We start from the raw sequence: 14,749 nt of genomic DNA, 5'->3' as shown, positions 1-14,749 counted from the left end.
ACGCGGCACGGCAGCCGGTCACGAGTTCCGGTCGCGGGCTCCGGGCGTGGGAATCGGCAGCACGGTGACGGACCTTGCGGTGTTCGAGAGCGTCGCTGGAACCGGCAGCGTCTGCGGACGTGAACGGTTCTCGAGTCGCGCGACGCCGAACGCTTCGGCGAACTTCCCGCTCGATCCGGTGATGAGTGCCCCGGCGGACATAGGCACTACGTCGATGTCATGACGGGCGCACCACGGAACCAGGTCGTGCACCGAGGCCTCGGCTTCGAGCTCGACCAAGGCCTCGACGAACTCCCTGTCGGACGAGCCACCTTGCTCTGATGTCACTAGATTCTCCTAGTGATTCACTCACTATCCCAATCTTCGCATTTGTTGCATAGCACCGCAAAAGATGATACTGAGCGACGGTGCAGCCACCCACCCTCGGAAGGGCGGGCGATCTCAAGGATGAGGGGTCCGTCATCTATCGAAACGCGTAACCAATAGGTTACGCTTTCGGGTATGGATGATGTGGCGCATGCGATTACGGATCCTGTGCGCAGAGACATCCTGCTCATGCTGCGCGGTGGTGCGCTCACGGTGGGGCAGATCGCGGGGCGGTTCACGGTGAGCCGCCCGGCGGTGAGCCGCCATTTGCGGGTGTTGCGGGAGTGCGGTCTGGTCCACGACGAGCTGGTGGGCAGGAACCGGGTGTACGAACTGAGCCCGGAGCCTCTCACGGGGCTCGCGGAGTGGATCGCGATGATCCGTGGGCCGGCCGGCTGGGATCAGCGGCTGGACGCTCTGGAGACGGAGGTGCGCCGCACCCGGCGTGAGCGTGCGGTGCGCCGTACGGCATCGGACAACGAATCCAGAGAGGACACCGCGTGAATCCACTGTCGAGTGCCCGGCTTGTGTCCACTGCCCAGGGCAGTGACCTCATCCTCACCCGGGTCTTCCGGGCGCCCATCGATGACGTGTGGGCGAGTGTCACGGAACCGGAGCGTACGGCCCGCTGGTTCGGCCCGTGGGAGGGCGACGCGGGGCCGGGCCGCACGATCCGGGTCCGGATGTCGTTCGAGGAGGGCGCGCCGTGGAGCGATGCGCGCATTGACGTGTGTGAGGCGCCGACGCGTCTTGCCGTTTCCATGTCCGACGAGGCGGGGGAGTGGCGTATGGAGCTGCAGCTGTCCGAATCGGCCGGGACGACCGAGCTGCGGCTGGTTCACCACCTGATGACCACGGAAGGCGTCGGAGAGGTCGGGCCGGGTTGGGAGTACTACCTCGACATGCTCGGCGCCGCTCGCGACGGTGCCAAGCCCCCGAGTTTCGACGATTACTACCCCGCGCAGCGGGCCTACTTCGAGGCGCTGGCTGCCGATTGACGTGCGACGGCGATCCATGGCGGGCCGGGTACCGGGGTGCGTGGCCGGATCTGTTGCACCGGCGTACCCGGCCCGGAGCCACGGGCGTCCTTCGTCTGCCGTCTGGGCGTGTGGTCGGTGACGACGTGTCGGCCACCCTCCGACTGTCGGCCCGCTGCGCGGTGACGCTCCTGCGGGCGGGTCACATCCGTTCTATGTAGGCAGCCCGCCATTCCGGAGCAGGCTCCGAACCGAGCTCCGTCCAGTACTCCCGGCCTCGGACGACCCTTCCCTCGGTGACCGTCCAGAACGCTGCCACCCGGAAGACCCCCATCGTTTCGTGCGGCACCTCCACCTCAGAGACCACCTCGTCCCCGTCCACCAGGATGCGCAGCACCTTGATCGTCCATCCCTCCGGGTACTCCGCATTGACGCGCACGTAGTTCGCACGCCCCACGATGCGCTCACCGCTGATCGGCCACTCCACCACCACATCGTCGGCCAACAACTCGCCGACCCCGGTCCAGTCCCGAGCTTGTATGCGGTTCCACAACGCCTCAGCGGTCTGCAAAGAGTTCATGCCTGCATCCTGTCAGCCGCCACCGACAGCCGACGACGCTCTCGGGGGCACGACTCTGACGGGCCAACTCCAACCGAAGTCGGAGGAGACTCAGTGCGTTCGAGAGATCTGGCCGGCATCCCGTCCCGGTCGGCAGGAGCATTTGAGATCCTTCTCCGCATGAGCACACCACCAGACGGGCTGCCCGTCTATCGCGTCCTGACCGGCCCTGACGACGCCGCTTTCTGTCACCGTGTCAGCGAAATGCTCGGCCGTGGCTACCAACTGCACGAAGGCCCCGCCCTCACCTACGACGGCGAGAACGTCATCATCGCCCAAGCGGTGATCTGGCCGGCACAGCCCTAGCCACCAGCCACGCCGCAAGGCGCGGTCACGAGAGCGTGATCCGGTGGGAGGTACGGGCGCGCGTCGATGCCGTCGGGTGACGGCATCGACGCGGGGGCCGGAGCGGAACTCGCGTGGACATGCCTCCGGGGACGTGCCGCTCGACCGCGCCGTGCAGTCGATGAGCCGCCCCGGGGCGCCCTCGGCCGGCCGGACCAATCAGCGCAGTCCGGCGAAGAGATCCTTCTCGGGTACGGCCGAGCCGGTGGCGTCCTTGACACGGAGGAAGGTCTCCACGCCCATCAACTCGCCGAACCTCTCCTTGCCCATCTTGAGGAAGAAGATGTTCTCGCCCTGACTGGCGTGCGCGGCCAGCGCATCGAACTTCTGACCGCTGAACGCGGTGGTGTCCACCCACGTGGTGATCTCATCGTCAGGGAGGCCGATCTCGGCCATCGCGGCGGCCTCGGCAGGGTCCGGCTCCGGCATGTCCTCATGGAACTCGCGCATGATCTCCCCGAACCGCTGCATCATCGAGCGGGGCATCGTCGTCCAGTACACCTTCGGTGTCAGCGCGGTCATCGCCAGTGCCGCCATCGTGATGCGGTGGGCCTGGATGTGGTCGGGGTGGCCGTAAAAACCGTTCTCGTCGTAGGTGACGACCACGTCAGGCTGGTAGTGCCGCATGAGTTCCGCAAGCCGGGCCGCGCCCTCCTCCACAGGAGTCCGCCAGAAGGATCCGGGGGCGTCGTTGCTCGGCCAGCCCATCATCCCGGAGTCGGCATAGTCCAGCATCTCCAGATCGCTGATCTTCAGGGCATCACAACTCGCCTCGAGTTCTTGACGGCGCATCAAGGCGACCGCCGCCGGATCGTGTCCGGGATCGCCCGGCTTGGCACCCCCGGGCCCGTCACCGCAACTGCCGTCGGTACAGGTCACGAGAACCGTCCGGATGCCCTCCGCCGCGTACCGCGCGAGGACCCCTCCGGTTCCGGTCGCCTCGTCGTCGGGGTGTGCGTGTACCGCCATGAGCGTCAAAGGCCGGTCAGTCATGAAACAGTCCTCCTGCAGAAACACATCGTCATCCACATGCGCGGCGGGCATACCGCAACTCTGGGAACCGGAGCCCGGCGGGGCGGACGACCTTGCGGTCTCCGTGTTCTCCGCCCTGCGGGGCCGGTCCCACGATCAATGCAACCGCACCGGCCCCACAAGCTGTTCCCGGCGCGACCGTTTGTCCCCCTCGACGTCGGTGTGGGTCGCTGTCGTCTCCAGGAGGAGCGTGGCGTCGTGGTGACGGGTGCCGGTTTTGGCGGTGTAGACGCCGAGGCGTTGTCCGAGGGTGCAATCCGGCGGACTCGGGATTGGTCGGGCTCCGCCGGGCCCGCAAGTCCTTGTATGGGCTGGCGATATCATCGCCGACGCGGTGGGAGCCGCTGACCCGGGCCCTCGAGCCTGTCTAGCCGCATATCACCGAGCTGAATTGAGGAAATTGCATGCCGAGTTATGACGTGAGTGCGCAGTCGAGCGCCGCGCCCTCAACGATCCAGCGGCTGTTAGTTGACGTACCGACCTGGACGCGATGGCAGCCTTTTGAATCGGTCGAAGCGATCTCTCCGTCGTCCGAAGGACAGGGGCCAGCAGGAACCGGCACCGCTTGGGCGCTGTGGAAGGGGAGGATCCGGACCGACATCGAGATCGTGGACGTCGTCCCTGACGGGGGTATGAGCTACGCCGCGCTCCAACTCATGGGTATGCGCGAGTACCGGGCTGAAATCTCCCTCACGCCCCTGCCGGATGAGGGAACCGACATCCGGTGGCGGGCCACGTTCACGCCCAAGCATTCCATTCTGAACCGGCTGTGGGAGTGGTACCTCAACCGAAGCATGCGTGATGTCGTGGGCGCCCTGGCTCGGTACGCCGAGCGTTAGTCTCGCGTATGGGGAACGCTGTTCAGCCACCTTCTGGGCGTTCCAGGGCACAGCGCGCAGCTTCATGCCCAGGCTGGACGGAGGTGCTCCTCTACGGCGCTAACCCGTGGTCGGCGGCGCCAGAAGCTGCACGACGGCAGCGTTCCCCGCCGTGCGCTGGAGATGTTCCAGACGGGCGAGCATGGCGCTCTCAGGTACGGTTCGCACGATCCTGCGGCTTGCGGACGCCTGGGTATGGCTTTCCTCGGCTTCGCCGTGGAACGTCTCTGCTGCCGCGCGCGGCGGTTTGTGAGACACCTGTCACCTCGTTGCCGATTCGAGAGAGCGAACTGAGCTTGCCTGCTCGGGTATTGCGCTGCCCGCGTTCCGCGGTGAACGCCGCGCGGATGCGAAAGCCGATCAGGTCATTAGGAGCACCGTACGCCTGCGGAGGAGTCGAACCGAAGAGCTTCTTCGCATTCGATGCGCAAATAGGCGCGTCCAATCAACGACTCAAGGGCAGAGGGGGCGACTGCATCACCATGGCACATCATGCCCGGGAACAGCACGAAGGTGGCATGGACACCAAGAGCAGGAACGACCCACTCTGGTACTTCAGGATTTACGGTCTCGGTGGGCAACGTGCTCGCCGCGAGCCATGACCGGGCAGCCGCGGAGGCAGCACGCGATGACCGACTCTCGGTTCGGTCCTCCTCCTCTTTCGCATCGCGAGGTCGTCCCGCACCTTGAGGGATCGCCGTGGCCGTCCCGACAGGCATCCTGCCCTGGTCACTGTGCCGGGACGGCTCGGCGTCTGAGATCGGGTCGTTACAGGGTCACGTTCAGGCCGCGGTGATACGTGCGTTGACCCGCCGCATCCAGTCCCGGTCGGTGTGCCACATGGGGTGGTGCGGGGCCGCGTTGGAGGTCAGGACGACGCCCTGGAAGCCCGCGGCGAGGCAGCGGTCGACGACGAACTCGGCGATGTCCTTGCCGACGGCGTCCTCCTCGAAGCGCGCCAGCAGTGGGGTGTAGCCCACGACGCCTTCTCCGAGGACGGCGGGGATGCCACGGCGGCGGGCGAAGTCGGTGACGGAGTCGACCCACTGGGCCAGTGTCTCCCGCATGGCCTGCCGGTGCGCCGGATAGTTCTCGTAGAGCCACAGGTCCCAGCGGTCGGGGTCGACCCAGTCGTGCGCGTAGAACAGTTCGCGCGGGATTCCGGTGGCGGCCAGGCGCCAGGGCTCGTCGGGCTGGTAGTCGGCGAAGGCGGGCGCGTCGGGGCGCAGCATGGCGGCCAGCTCGGGGGTGGGCCAGGTGGCGGTCTCGGGCGCCGATTCGGTGCCGTGCCCGAGCCCGACCGCCTCGTAGAGCGCGCCGAGCACGCCGTAGACGTAGAAGTGGAAGTGCGCGATCTGCGCCCCCTCCGGCAGGTCGTCGATCTCGCTCGGCCAGGGCTCACCCAGCGAGTAGGTGACGGGGATGCCGGGGTGGCGGGCCCGCAGCAGCTTCACGGCACGGTCCAGCGGGTCGCGCAGGTAGGCGTAGTGGGTGGCGCCGTCGCGCGGTACCAGGGAGCAGTTGTCGACCTCGTTGTGCACTTCGACGTAGGCGACGTGGTCGGCCAGCCCGCGCTCGGTGAGGAAGTCGAGGAGCCCGGCGAGCGCTTCGGCCACCGCCTCCGCGCGGTCCGGGCCGGGGACGTCGGCCAGGGCGCTGTGCCAGGCGTCGGTGTCGGCGAAGCTGGGGGACTGCTGGTACTCCCAGGAGGACACGATCACCTTGCAGTCGTGCCGGGCGGCCGCCTCGAACAGCTCGACGAGCCGTCGGCGGCCGTCCAGCGGATAGCCGCCCCGCACGTCGTACCAGCGGGTGCGCTGCCCGAACTCCTCGCCCAGGCCGCGGACCTGGATCGACTCCGGCTCCTGGACCCGTCCGGAGAACAGCAGGAAGGGCATGGCGCAGACACGCACGGTGTTGAAGCCCCGGTCGACCGTTTCGGCGAAGGCGTGGTCGAGGTCGGCGAACGGCTCGCCGGGTCCTGCCTGTGTGTACCAGCTGAAGTCCCACAGGGTGATGGCGAGTCGGCCTGTGGTCTCGCTCGTGATGGCTTGCTGCTGTGCGGTGGTCATGTGGTCACCCGTCGTTCATGTGCGGTGGGACGCCGTCGGCGGCTCGGCGGCACCACACGCTAACTCAATTCATTATTTATGAATAATCCTTGACGAGGGTGACGGGGTTGTCCAGGCTGTGGGGCGGACTAACGCGTATGTGCATCGAGGAGCCGCCTGTCATGTCCGAATTCATCCATCTGTCCCGGCGCACCGTCGTCACGGCACTCGGGGTGGCCGCCGTCGTCGCCCTGCCGGCCTGGCCGGAGACGGCGCGAGCGGCGAACGGCACCGCCGCGGGCGCCGATTCCGAACCGGTTCTCGACTCCCACCCCGCCACGGAGCCCTCCGGCACCCATGTGCGTGACGTCGGCGGCACCAACGTCGTCTTCCAGTACGGCACGGTGCTCCCCGCCTTCGACGGCTGGCGCACCCACGAGCCCACACGTGACTACCTGTCCCTGGACAAGCGGTGGCGTTTCCGTTTCGACCCTGCCGACCAGGGGCTCGACGAGGCCTGGCAGTCCCCGCGCCACGACGACCGGGCGTGGGGACGTATCGACGTCCCGGCGGCCTGGGACCTGCTGAACACCCCGGGATTCGGTTCGCAGACCGCTCCCTTCGGCAAGGGCACCGCGTTCAACGACGGGTACGCCTGGTACCGCACCACGGTCGATGTGCCCGCGTCCTGGCGTGCCCGGCACGTACGCATCGCCTTCCTGGCCGCCGGTTACAGCGCCGAGGTCTGGCTCGACGGCAAGCACCTCGGCAAGCACGAAGGCGCCAACTCGCCCTTCGCGCTGCCGGCCGCGGGGGCACTGAGGCCGGGGACCCGCCAGACGCTCGCCGTGCGGGTCTTCCGCCGCGCGAGCTACACCGACTACACGGCCACGACGCCGCAGCCGGTCACCGACGACCACGAGCTGCCGTACAAGCCCGTCGACTACTGGCCCTACGCGGGACTGACGCGGTCGGCCTGGATCGAGGCGGTCCCGCAGGTCACCGTCACCAAACTGCTCGTGTCCGCCGCGGACGGGCGCCTGGAGGCACACGCGGTCGTCGAGAACCACGGTGCCTCCGACTTCGAGGGCCGGCTCACCCTGGACCCCGGCCGGGGGAGCGGCGGCCGGCCCACCGTGGTCGCCGCCCGGATCGCCGCCCGGTCGGCGGGCGTCGTACGGGTCGTGGTCCGCATACCCGGTGCGCCACGCTGGAGCCCGGCCTCGCCGCGCACGCTCACCGCCCGCGCCACCCTGACCTCCGGGAGGTCCTCGGGACCACGGGTGGACACGCTGTCCACCGTGTACGGCGTACGCGAACTGACCGTCGCCGACGCCCAGCTGCGGCTGAACGCCGAGCCGCTGTTCCTCAAGGGCCTCAACTGGCACGAGGAGACGGCCGCGCACGGCAGGGCGATGACGCCCGCCGAGTACGACCGGGAACTGGGGCACATCACGGCAGTGGGCGCCAACTTCATCCGCAACTGCGTCTACAACCGCCACCCGTACGTCTACGACTGGGCGGACGAGCACGGCGTGCTGGTGATGGACGACATCGACACCATGTGGCTCAACACCGCCCAGGAGAAGCTCCAGACCGAGCGCTACGGGCTCGCCCGCGCCCTGGCCCTGACCATGGCGTGGAACCAGCACAACCACCCCTCGGTCATCCTCTGGTGTCTGCAGAACGAGTCGGAGATCGACACCGGCGGCGCTCCCGTCTACCGGGCCTGGCTCGCCGACCTGAAGGCGGCCGTGAAGTCGGTCGACCTCACCGCCCGCCCCGTGACATGGGCCTCCAACACGAGCAACGACCCGGCGTTCGACCTCGCCGACGTGATCGGGTTCAACGAGTATTTCGGCTACTTCTACGGCAAGGACGCCGACCTCGGCCCCACGCTGGACGCGGTGCACGCGAAGTACCCCGACAAGCCGATCCTGATCACCGAGAACGGCACCTGGTCCGTGGCCGGCACCCACGGCCCCGCCACCACGCAGGGCACGGAGGAGTGGCAGGCGGCCAGTTTCACCGCCCACTGGGCTCAGGTGACCGCGCGCAGTGAGTTCGTCGCCGGATTCACCTACTGGGTGCTCAAGGACTACAAGCAGCGGGCCGGATACAACCAGGACTACAACGGCATCTCCGTCATGGGCCTGCTCACCTTCGCGGAGGAGCGTCCCAAGCTGGTCCACGACGTCTTCCGGAAGGCGGCGCTGCCGGGCGGCGGGTGAGCGTCGGACGGTGAAGGGATGAAGGGGTGAAGGGGGGAGGGGCGAACCGCCCCTCCCCCCTTCATCGTGTTCCGTGAGGGAACCGTCCGCGGACCCGTCAGCCCTTGACGCTGCCCTCGGTCAGACCGCTGCGCCAGAAGCGCTGCAGCGCGACCATGGCGATCATCAGCGGGACGACGGAGACGAACGCGCCTCCCACGGTCAGCTGATAGAGCTGCGGTTGGCGGTCGGCGAAGGACTGCCACGACGTCAGACCGAGGGTGATGGGATACAGCTTGGAGTCGGACAGCATGACCAGCGGCAGGAAGTAGTTGTTCCAGATGCCGACGAACTGGAACAGGAAGATCGTCACCAGGGCGGGGGTCATGATGCGCAGACCCACGACGGTGAAGATTCGGACCTCTCCGGCGCCGTCGATGCGGGCCGCCTCCAGCAGCTCGTCCGGTATGGACGCCGCGGCGTAGATCCGGCACAGGTACACACCGAAGGGACTGACGAAGCTCGGCAGCAGTACGGCCCAGTAGGTGTTGGCCAGACCTGCCTTGCTGAACAGCAGGTACATGGGCAGCGCCAGCGCCGTGGCCGGGATCAGGACGCCACCGAGCACGATGTTGAAGAGCGTGTCGCGGCCGGTGAAGGAGAACTTGGCCAGCGCGTAGCCGCACATCGCGGCCAGCAGTGTCGCCACGCCGGCGCCGACGCCCGCGTAGAGCACGCTGTTGGCGGCCCAGCGCAGGTAGATCGCGTCGTCGTAGGTGACCACCTGGTACAGGTTGCTCAGGAACTGGGGGTGGGAGAACCACAACCCGAAGCTGCCGAACAGATCGCCGGTGGACTTGGTGGAGGCCACGACCAGCCAGTACACCGGGAGCAGGAAGTATCCGGCGGCCGCCACGAGCAGGCCGGTGACCAGGATACGGCTGCGTGTGGTGACTCCGGTGATGCCGCCGCGCGGCGCCGGGGCGTCGTCGGAGGCCGGTGTCTCGTCCCTCGGCGGGACCGTGCGGGCCGGTGTCTGGAGGCTCACGCGTCCCCACCTCTCTTGTTGATCAGCCGCAGGAAACCGAAGGAGAGCAAGAACGCGGCGAGGGCGAGCAGCACCGCCTCGGCGGCGGCGAGGTGGTAGTTGTCGTTGGTGAACGCCTCGTTGTAGGCGCTCAGGTTGGGGGTGTAGGCGCTGTCGATGCTCGACGAGACGGGCTTGAGCACCAGCGGTTCGGCGAACAGCTGCAGCGTGCCGATGATGGTGAAGACCGTGGTGAGGATCAGCGCCGGGCGCAGCAGGGGCAGTTTGACGTGCCGGACCGTGGCCCACGCACTGGCGCCGTCGATGCGGGCGGCCTCGTACAGCTCCGTGGGGATGGTGCGCAACTGGGCGACGAGAACGAGGACGTTGTAGCCGGCGAACTCCCAGGTGACGATGTTCGCGATGGACCACAGGACCGTGTTTCCGCCCAGCAGGTCGACCGACAGCCCCAGATGGTGCATGCCGTCCACGAGCGGGCTGACTCCCGGTACGTACAGGAAGCCCCACAGGATGGACGCGATGACGCCCGGAACACCGTAGGGCAGGAAGTAGGCGGCGCGGAAGAAGCGCACGCCTCGGGCCGAGGCGCTGTCCAGCAGCAGCGCGAGCCCGGCCGACAACGCGACCATCACCGGCACCTGAACGGCCGCGAACAGCAGGACACGGCCGATGCTGCGCAGAAAGGTGTTGTCGGACAACGCGTCGGAGTAGTTGTCCAGCCCTACGAAGACGCTGTGGCTGCCGCCGAGCCCCAGGGCTCCGGTGTACTCGACGTCCATGACGCTCTGGTAGACGGCGTAGCCGATGGGGAGGGCGAAGGCCAGGAGGAACAGCAGGAGGAACGGCGCGACGAAGGCGAAGGGCGCCAGGTTTCTGCGGCGGCGGGGCGCTCGGGTGGTCATCTGGGTTCTTTCTGGAGTCCGGAGGGGGCGACGACGGCGGCCGTGTCGCGCCCTCCGGAGACGGTCACTTGCCGGTGGAGACCTTCAGGCCCTTCTTCTTCAGGTCCTCGACGGTCTGCTGCTGCGCCTGCTTGACCGCGGACACGAACGTGCCCTTGCCGGCCAGGGCGGCCTGGAAGCCGTCGTTGAGGTGCTGGTAGGTGGCGTCGATCGTCGGTATCCACTTCCACGAGTTGTCGATGCTCTTGTCCGCCTGCGCGAAGACCTCGTTGTACTTCTGGCCCCCGAAGAACGGCGACGGCTTGTCCAGCGAGGAGCCCTTGTACCCGTCGGCCGCAGCGGGCCAGCCGTATCCGCCCTGGAGCAGCAGGTCGACGCTCGCGGGGTCGGTGTTGAGCCACTCGGCGAACTTCAGGGCCTCGGGGATGTGCTTGGCGCCCTTGAGGACAGCGGTGGAGGATCCTCCCCAGTTCGCGGAGACGTTCTCGCCCTTCGTCCACTGCGGCATGGGGGCGACCGCCCACTTGCCGGCGGTCTTGGGAGCGTTTCCGCTGATGATGGCGTCGCCCCACTGGGCGCTGACCCATGAGGTGATGCCACCGGACTGCAGGTCCTTGTACCAGCCGTTGGCGAAGTCGGGCTCGGTCTTGATCACTTTCTTGGTGCGCAGGTCGTCCCAGAAGGCGGCGACCTTGAGGGTCTGCGGGGAGTCGATGTTCACCGACCAGGTGTCGCCGTTCACGCCGAACCATTTGGCGCCGGCCTGCCAGGCGAGTGCGGTGAACCAGGCGGAGTTGCCCGGGGGGAAGGTGCTGATGTACGCCTTCGGGTCGGCGTCGTGGACCTTCTCCGCGGCCTGGGCGAACTCGTCCCAGGTGGCGGGCGGCTCGATGCCCCACTTCTTGAACAGGTCGGAGCGGTAGAACAGGCCCATCGGACCGGACGCCTGGGGGATCGCGTACACGGCAGAGCCGAAGACTCCCTGCTGCCACTGCCAGTCCACGAACTTCGACCGGGCCTTGTCCGCGCCGTACGGGGACAGGTTCACCAGGCCCTTGTCCAGCAGGAACGACGGGATCTCCTGGTACTCCACCTGCGCCAGGTCGGGCGCGTTGCCGCTCTTGAGCGCGGCGCGCATCTTGGCGTAGGTGCCGCTGCTGCCCGCTGGGACCTTCTCCAGCTTGACGTGGATGTCCGGGTGGGTGGCGTTCCACTTGTCGACCGCCTTGTCGACACCGGGAACCCACGACCAGAAGCGCAGGTCGACCTTCTCACCGGGCTTGGCGGGTTCCTGGAGCGCGGGGTCCTTCGAACCGCCGGAACCCCCGCAGGCGGAGATCAGCAGGGCGGTGGCGGCAAGGGTCACTGCGAGTGCGGCCCGGCTTTTTCTGCGGAGGTGTGTGGTGCGGCTCATCGGGGTGAGGTCCTTCCTGGCTTCGTGCGGGAGGCGCCTGTTGCCTGCCGGTCAGTGTTGGAGCGCCATCGCCACGCCGTCAAGATATATTCATAATTAATTGAAACAGCTATGGTGGGTGCAGCACCGGGACAGGAGACAGACACGATGACGGAGTGCCGCAGGATGGCGGGACGCGTGGCGGTGATCACCGGCGCCGCGCACGGGATCGGCGCGGCCACCGCCCGAAGACTCGCCGACGAGGGCGCGACCGTCGTGCTCACCGACGTGGACGACGCCGCGGGCAAGGCGCTGGCCGCGAGCGTCGAGGACGGCGGCGGACGGGCGGAGTACGTCCGCTGCGACGTGACCTCGGCCGCCGACTGGGAGAACCTGGCCCGCCACGTCGACGAGCACCACGGCCGGCTGGACGTCCTGCACAGCAACGCCTTCGCGCAACTCAACAAGCCCGCACACGAGTTGAGCGAGGCCGAGTGGGACGGTCAGATGGCCGTCCTGCTGAAGCCGGCCTGGCGCGGGATGAAGACCTTCGCCGGCCCGCTGCGCGAGTCCTCGGGGTGCGTGATCCTCACCTCCTCGGTCCACGCGGTCATCGGACTGCCGGGCCACGCCGCCTACGCCGCCGCGAAGGGCGCGCTGTGCTCGCTGGGCCGGCAGCTGGCCGTCGAGTACGGACCGGACATCCGGGTCAACACCGTTTTGCCCGGACCCATCCTCACCGCCGCGTGGGACGGGATCCCGGAGGCCGACCGGGCACGCAGTGTGGCGGCCACGGCCGCGAAGCGGTTCGGGCAGCCGGAGGAGGTGGCCGCCGCCGTCGCCTTCCTGGCATCCCCGGACGCCTCCTACGTGACCGGAGCGAGTCTCGTGGTTGATGGAGGATGGAGCGTCATGAAGGAGTCCTCGTGAGCGGCACGTCCCCAACGACGGGTGCTCGGCCGCCCCGAACAGGACCTGTACGGAAACGGAGAACGTGGTGACCCATCCCGGCAGGGGGCTGCACGGCCAGGCGGTGGAGGAACTGGGCCGACGCATCATCCGCGGCGACTACCCTCCCGGCTCCGTGGTGGACCCGGTCAAGTTCGAGACCGAACTCGGCGTCAGCAAGACCGTGGTGCGCGAGGCGCTGCGCGTCCTGGCCTCCAAGGGCCTGCTCGAATCGAAGCAGAAACGCGGTACGACCATCCGGCCCCGCGCCGACTGGAACCTGCTCGACAGCGACCTGCTGCGCTGGCAGGGCAGCAGCGCTCCCACGGACGGCTTCCTGGAGGACCTCGCCGAGGTCCGCGCGATTGTCGAGCCCGCCGGAGCCCGGCTCGCCGCGTCCCGCCGCACACCTGCCGACCTGGACGCGCTGCGGCAGGCGCTGGACGCGATGGCGGCGGCGGGCACCGACGCGGAGGCGATGGTCGAGGCGGACCTCGCCTTCCACCGCGCACTCCTGGACGCCGCGCACAACGAACTGCTCAGCCGGATGGAGGTCGTCATCGAGGCCGGCCTGCGCGTACGCGACCGGATCGTGCACGGCGCCCGGCACTTCTCCGACTCCATCCCCGTGCACCAGGAACTGCTGGACGCGGTCGAGGCGGGAGATCCGGACGCGGCGGTGGCCGCCGTCGACTCACTGCTCGCCCAGGCGTCCCACGACCTGGCAGCCGTACAGGCCCAGGACGACCGCGACCACCACGACGACCTCGCGACCGATCCGCTCCCTGAGGAAGCCCCTTGAAGATAACCGGACTTGAGACGTTCCTGGTCGCCCCGCGCTGGCTGTTCCTGCGCGTCGCCACCGACGAGGGCGTCACCGGCTGGGGCGAACCCGTGATCGAGGGCCGCGCCGAGACCGTACGCGCCGCGGTGCACGAACTGGCGGACTACCTCGTCGGCAGGGACCCGCTGCGCATAGAGGACCATTGGCAGGTGCTCACCAAGGGCGGCTTCTACCGCGGCGGCCCCATCCTCTCCAGCGCCGTCGCCGGCATCGACCAGGCCCTGTGGGACATCGCCGGCAAGACCTACGGCGTCCCCGTGCACCGCCTCCTCGGCGGCCCCGTACGCGACCGCGTCCGTATGTACGCCTGGATCGGCGGCGACCGGCCCGCTGACGTCGCCGAACTGGCCGAGGAACAGATGAAGGCGGGCTTCACCGCCGTCAAGATGAACGCCTCGGCCGAACTCGCCCCCATCGACACCCCGGCACGCACCGCCGAGGTCGTCGAACGCGTCGCGGCCGTCCGCGAAGTCCTCGGCGACGAACGGGACATCGCCGTCGACTTCCACGGTCGGGCCTCCACCGCCATGTCCCGCCGACTGCTGCCCCTGCTCGAACCCCTGCACCCCCTGTTCGTCGAGGAACCCGTCGCACCGGAACACTCGCACCACCTGCGCAGCCTGGTGGAGTCCACGAACATCCCCCTCGCCACCGGCGAACGCCTCTACTCCCGCTGGGACTTCCGCGAGGTCATGACCAGCGGCATCGCCGTCGCCCAGCCCGACCTGTCGCACGCCGGCGGCATCTCCGAGGTCCGTCGCATCGCCGCCATGGCCGAGACGTACGACGTCGCCATGGCCCCGCACTGCCCCCTCGGCCCGATCGCCCTCGCCGCGAGCCTGCAGATCGCCTTCTCCGTGCCGAACTTCCTCATCCAGGAACAGAGCATGGGCATCCACTACAACCAGCAGTGCGATCTGCTGGAGTACGTGATGGACCCCGAACCCTTCCGCTTCCAGGACGGATACGCCGTCGCCGCCTCCCGCCCGGGGCTCGGCGTCGACATCGACGAGAAGGCGGTACGCCGGGCCGCCGAGACCGGACACCGCTGGCGCAACCCCGTATGGCGGGGAGCAGACGGGGCGTTCACCGAGTGGTGAACACCATCAGGCCCCCACACCCCGAACCCAAGGAGA

General features: G+C 68.2%; 15 protein-coding genes. 8 read left to right on the top strand and 7 right to left on the bottom strand.

Translation table 11 applies throughout. The features are described 5' to 3' along the window. Positions 1 to 18: 18 nt before the first annotated feature. On the bottom strand, positions 19 to 279 hold the full coding sequence (locus KUF83_RS35290) for a hypothetical protein (RefSeq protein WP_217459115.1): 261 nt from the start codon (positions 277 to 279) through the stop codon (positions 19 to 21). 255 nt (positions 280 to 534) lie between these two features. On the opposite strand from KUF83_RS35290, the gene KUF83_RS35285 reads away from it, so the two are divergent. Both KUF83_RS35285 and KUF83_RS35280 read left to right on the top strand, forming a co-directional pair. Beyond that, positions 535 to 870 (top strand): metalloregulator ArsR/SmtB family transcription factor, encoded by a 336-nt coding sequence (locus tag KUF83_RS35285; RefSeq protein ID WP_308403282.1) that lies wholly within the window; start codon positions 535 to 537, stop codon positions 868 to 870. Beyond that, complete coding sequence (locus KUF83_RS35280; RefSeq protein WP_217459113.1) at positions 867 to 1,364, top strand: SRPBCC family protein; 498 nt, start codon at positions 867 to 869, stop codon at positions 1,362 to 1,364. Before KUF83_RS35285 ends, KUF83_RS35280 begins: the two co-directional genes overlap by 4 nt. Before the next feature lie 181 nt (positions 1,365 to 1,545). On the opposite strand, the gene KUF83_RS35275 is transcribed toward KUF83_RS35280, so the two are convergent. Continuing rightward, complete coding sequence (locus KUF83_RS35275) at positions 1,546 to 1,923, bottom strand: nuclear transport factor 2 family protein (RefSeq protein ID WP_217459112.1); 378 nt, start codon at positions 1,921 to 1,923, stop codon at positions 1,546 to 1,548. A gap of 159 nt (positions 1,924 to 2,082) precedes the next feature. Between KUF83_RS35275 and KUF83_RS35270 the strand changes: the two genes are divergently transcribed. Further along, on the top strand, positions 2,083 to 2,268 hold the full coding sequence (locus tag KUF83_RS35270) for a DUF1737 domain-containing protein (RefSeq protein ID WP_217459111.1): 186 nt from the start codon (positions 2,083 to 2,085) through the stop codon (positions 2,266 to 2,268). Between the two features lie 198 nt (positions 2,269 to 2,466). Here the strand turns inward: KUF83_RS35270 and KUF83_RS35265 are convergent, their stop codons facing one another. Then, positions 2,467 to 3,300 (bottom strand): PIG-L family deacetylase, encoded by an 834-nt coding sequence (locus KUF83_RS35265; protein WP_217459110.1) that lies wholly within the window; start codon positions 3,298 to 3,300, stop codon positions 2,467 to 2,469. Between the two features lie 443 nt (positions 3,301 to 3,743). Between KUF83_RS35265 and KUF83_RS35260 the strand changes: the two genes are divergently transcribed. After that, positions 3,744 to 4,178, top strand: a complete 435-nt coding sequence (locus KUF83_RS35260) for an SRPBCC family protein (RefSeq protein ID WP_217459109.1) — start codon at positions 3,744 to 3,746, stop codon at positions 4,176 to 4,178. A gap of 821 nt (positions 4,179 to 4,999) precedes the next feature. On the opposite strand, the gene KUF83_RS35255 is transcribed toward KUF83_RS35260, so the two are convergent. Then, positions 5,000 to 6,289, bottom strand: coding sequence for a cellulase-like family protein (locus tag KUF83_RS35255; RefSeq protein WP_217459108.1), 1,290 nt, complete (start codon positions 6,287 to 6,289; stop codon positions 5,000 to 5,002). A gap of 161 nt (positions 6,290 to 6,450) precedes the next feature. Between KUF83_RS35255 and KUF83_RS35250 the strand changes: the two genes are divergently transcribed. After that, positions 6,451 to 8,499, top strand: coding sequence for a glycoside hydrolase family 2 protein (locus KUF83_RS35250; protein ID WP_217459107.1), 2,049 nt, complete (start codon positions 6,451 to 6,453; stop codon positions 8,497 to 8,499). Between the two features lie 97 nt (positions 8,500 to 8,596). On the opposite strand, the gene KUF83_RS35245 is transcribed toward KUF83_RS35250, so the two are convergent. The 3 genes from KUF83_RS35245 to KUF83_RS35235 all read right to left on the bottom strand — a co-directional run bounded on the left by KUF83_RS35245 (position 8,597) and on the right by KUF83_RS35235 (position 11,842). Next, entirely contained in the window at positions 8,597 to 9,526 is a 930-nt protein-coding gene (locus tag KUF83_RS35245) for a carbohydrate ABC transporter permease (RefSeq protein ID WP_217459106.1), read from the bottom strand. Then, positions 9,523 to 10,428: a carbohydrate ABC transporter permease gene (locus tag KUF83_RS35240; RefSeq protein ID WP_217459105.1), complete on the bottom strand. Its 906-nt coding sequence runs from the start codon at positions 10,426 to 10,428 to the stop codon at positions 9,523 to 9,525. The genes KUF83_RS35245 and KUF83_RS35240 overlap by 4 nt, the downstream gene beginning before the upstream one ends. Before the next feature lie 64 nt (positions 10,429 to 10,492). Further along, complete coding sequence (locus tag KUF83_RS35235; protein ID WP_217459104.1) at positions 10,493 to 11,842, bottom strand: ABC transporter substrate-binding protein; 1,350 nt, start codon at positions 11,840 to 11,842, stop codon at positions 10,493 to 10,495. Positions 11,843 to 12,007: 165 nt separating this feature from the next. On the opposite strand from KUF83_RS35235, the gene KUF83_RS35230 reads away from it, so the two are divergent. From KUF83_RS35230 to dgoD, 3 genes are all read left to right on the top strand, one after another. Continuing rightward, positions 12,008 to 12,751: an SDR family NAD(P)-dependent oxidoreductase gene (locus KUF83_RS35230; protein WP_254644827.1), complete on the top strand. Its 744-nt coding sequence runs from the start codon at positions 12,008 to 12,010 to the stop codon at positions 12,749 to 12,751. A 64-nt stretch (positions 12,752 to 12,815) separates the two neighbouring features. Next, complete coding sequence (locus KUF83_RS35225; protein ID WP_217459102.1) at positions 12,816 to 13,571, top strand: FadR/GntR family transcriptional regulator; 756 nt, start codon at positions 12,816 to 12,818, stop codon at positions 13,569 to 13,571. Continuing rightward, complete coding sequence (gene dgoD, locus KUF83_RS35220; protein ID WP_217459101.1) at positions 13,568 to 14,713, top strand: galactonate dehydratase; 1,146 nt, start codon at positions 13,568 to 13,570, stop codon at positions 14,711 to 14,713. The genes KUF83_RS35225 and dgoD overlap by 4 nt, the downstream gene beginning before the upstream one ends. The last annotated feature ends 36 nt before the right edge of the window (positions 14,714 to 14,749 follow it).

It is taken from the genome of Streptomyces sp. BV286 (assembly GCF_019090165.1).
Taxonomy (GTDB): Bacteria; Actinomycetota; Actinomycetes; order Streptomycetales; family Streptomycetaceae; genus Streptomyces.
Note: the sequence above shows the minus strand (reverse complement) of the source record. Positions and strands in the feature narration are given on the sequence as shown.

Bases quoted from the DNA above. Each gene is read 5' to 3' on its own strand.
- KUF83_RS35275 (WP_217459112.1), bottom strand. From the start codon at position 1,923: ATGAACTCTTTGCAGACCGCTGAGGCGTTGTGGAACCGCATACAAGCT.
- KUF83_RS35255 (WP_217459108.1), bottom strand. From the start codon at position 6,289: ATGACCACCGCACAGCAGCAAGCCATCACGAGCGAGACCACAGGCCGA.
- KUF83_RS35235 (WP_217459104.1), bottom strand. From the start codon at position 11,842: ATGAGCCGCACCACACACCTCCGCAGAAAAAGCCGGGCCGCACTCGCA.
- KUF83_RS35240 (WP_217459105.1), bottom strand. From the start codon at position 10,428: ATGACCACCCGAGCGCCCCGCCGCCGCAGAAACCTGGCGCCCTTCGCC.
- KUF83_RS35250 (WP_217459107.1), top strand. From the start codon at position 6,451: ATGTCCGAATTCATCCATCTGTCCCGGCGCACCGTCGTCACGGCACTC.
- KUF83_RS35230 (WP_254644827.1), top strand. From the start codon at position 12,008: ATGGCGGGACGCGTGGCGGTGATCACCGGCGCCGCGCACGGGATCGGC.
- KUF83_RS35270 (WP_217459111.1), top strand. From the start codon at position 2,083: ATGAGCACACCACCAGACGGGCTGCCCGTCTATCGCGTCCTGACCGGC.
- KUF83_RS35260 (WP_217459109.1), top strand. From the start codon at position 3,744: ATGCCGAGTTATGACGTGAGTGCGCAGTCGAGCGCCGCGCCCTCAACG.
- KUF83_RS35265 (WP_217459110.1), bottom strand. From the start codon at position 3,300: ATGACTGACCGGCCTTTGACGCTCATGGCGGTACACGCACACCCCGAC.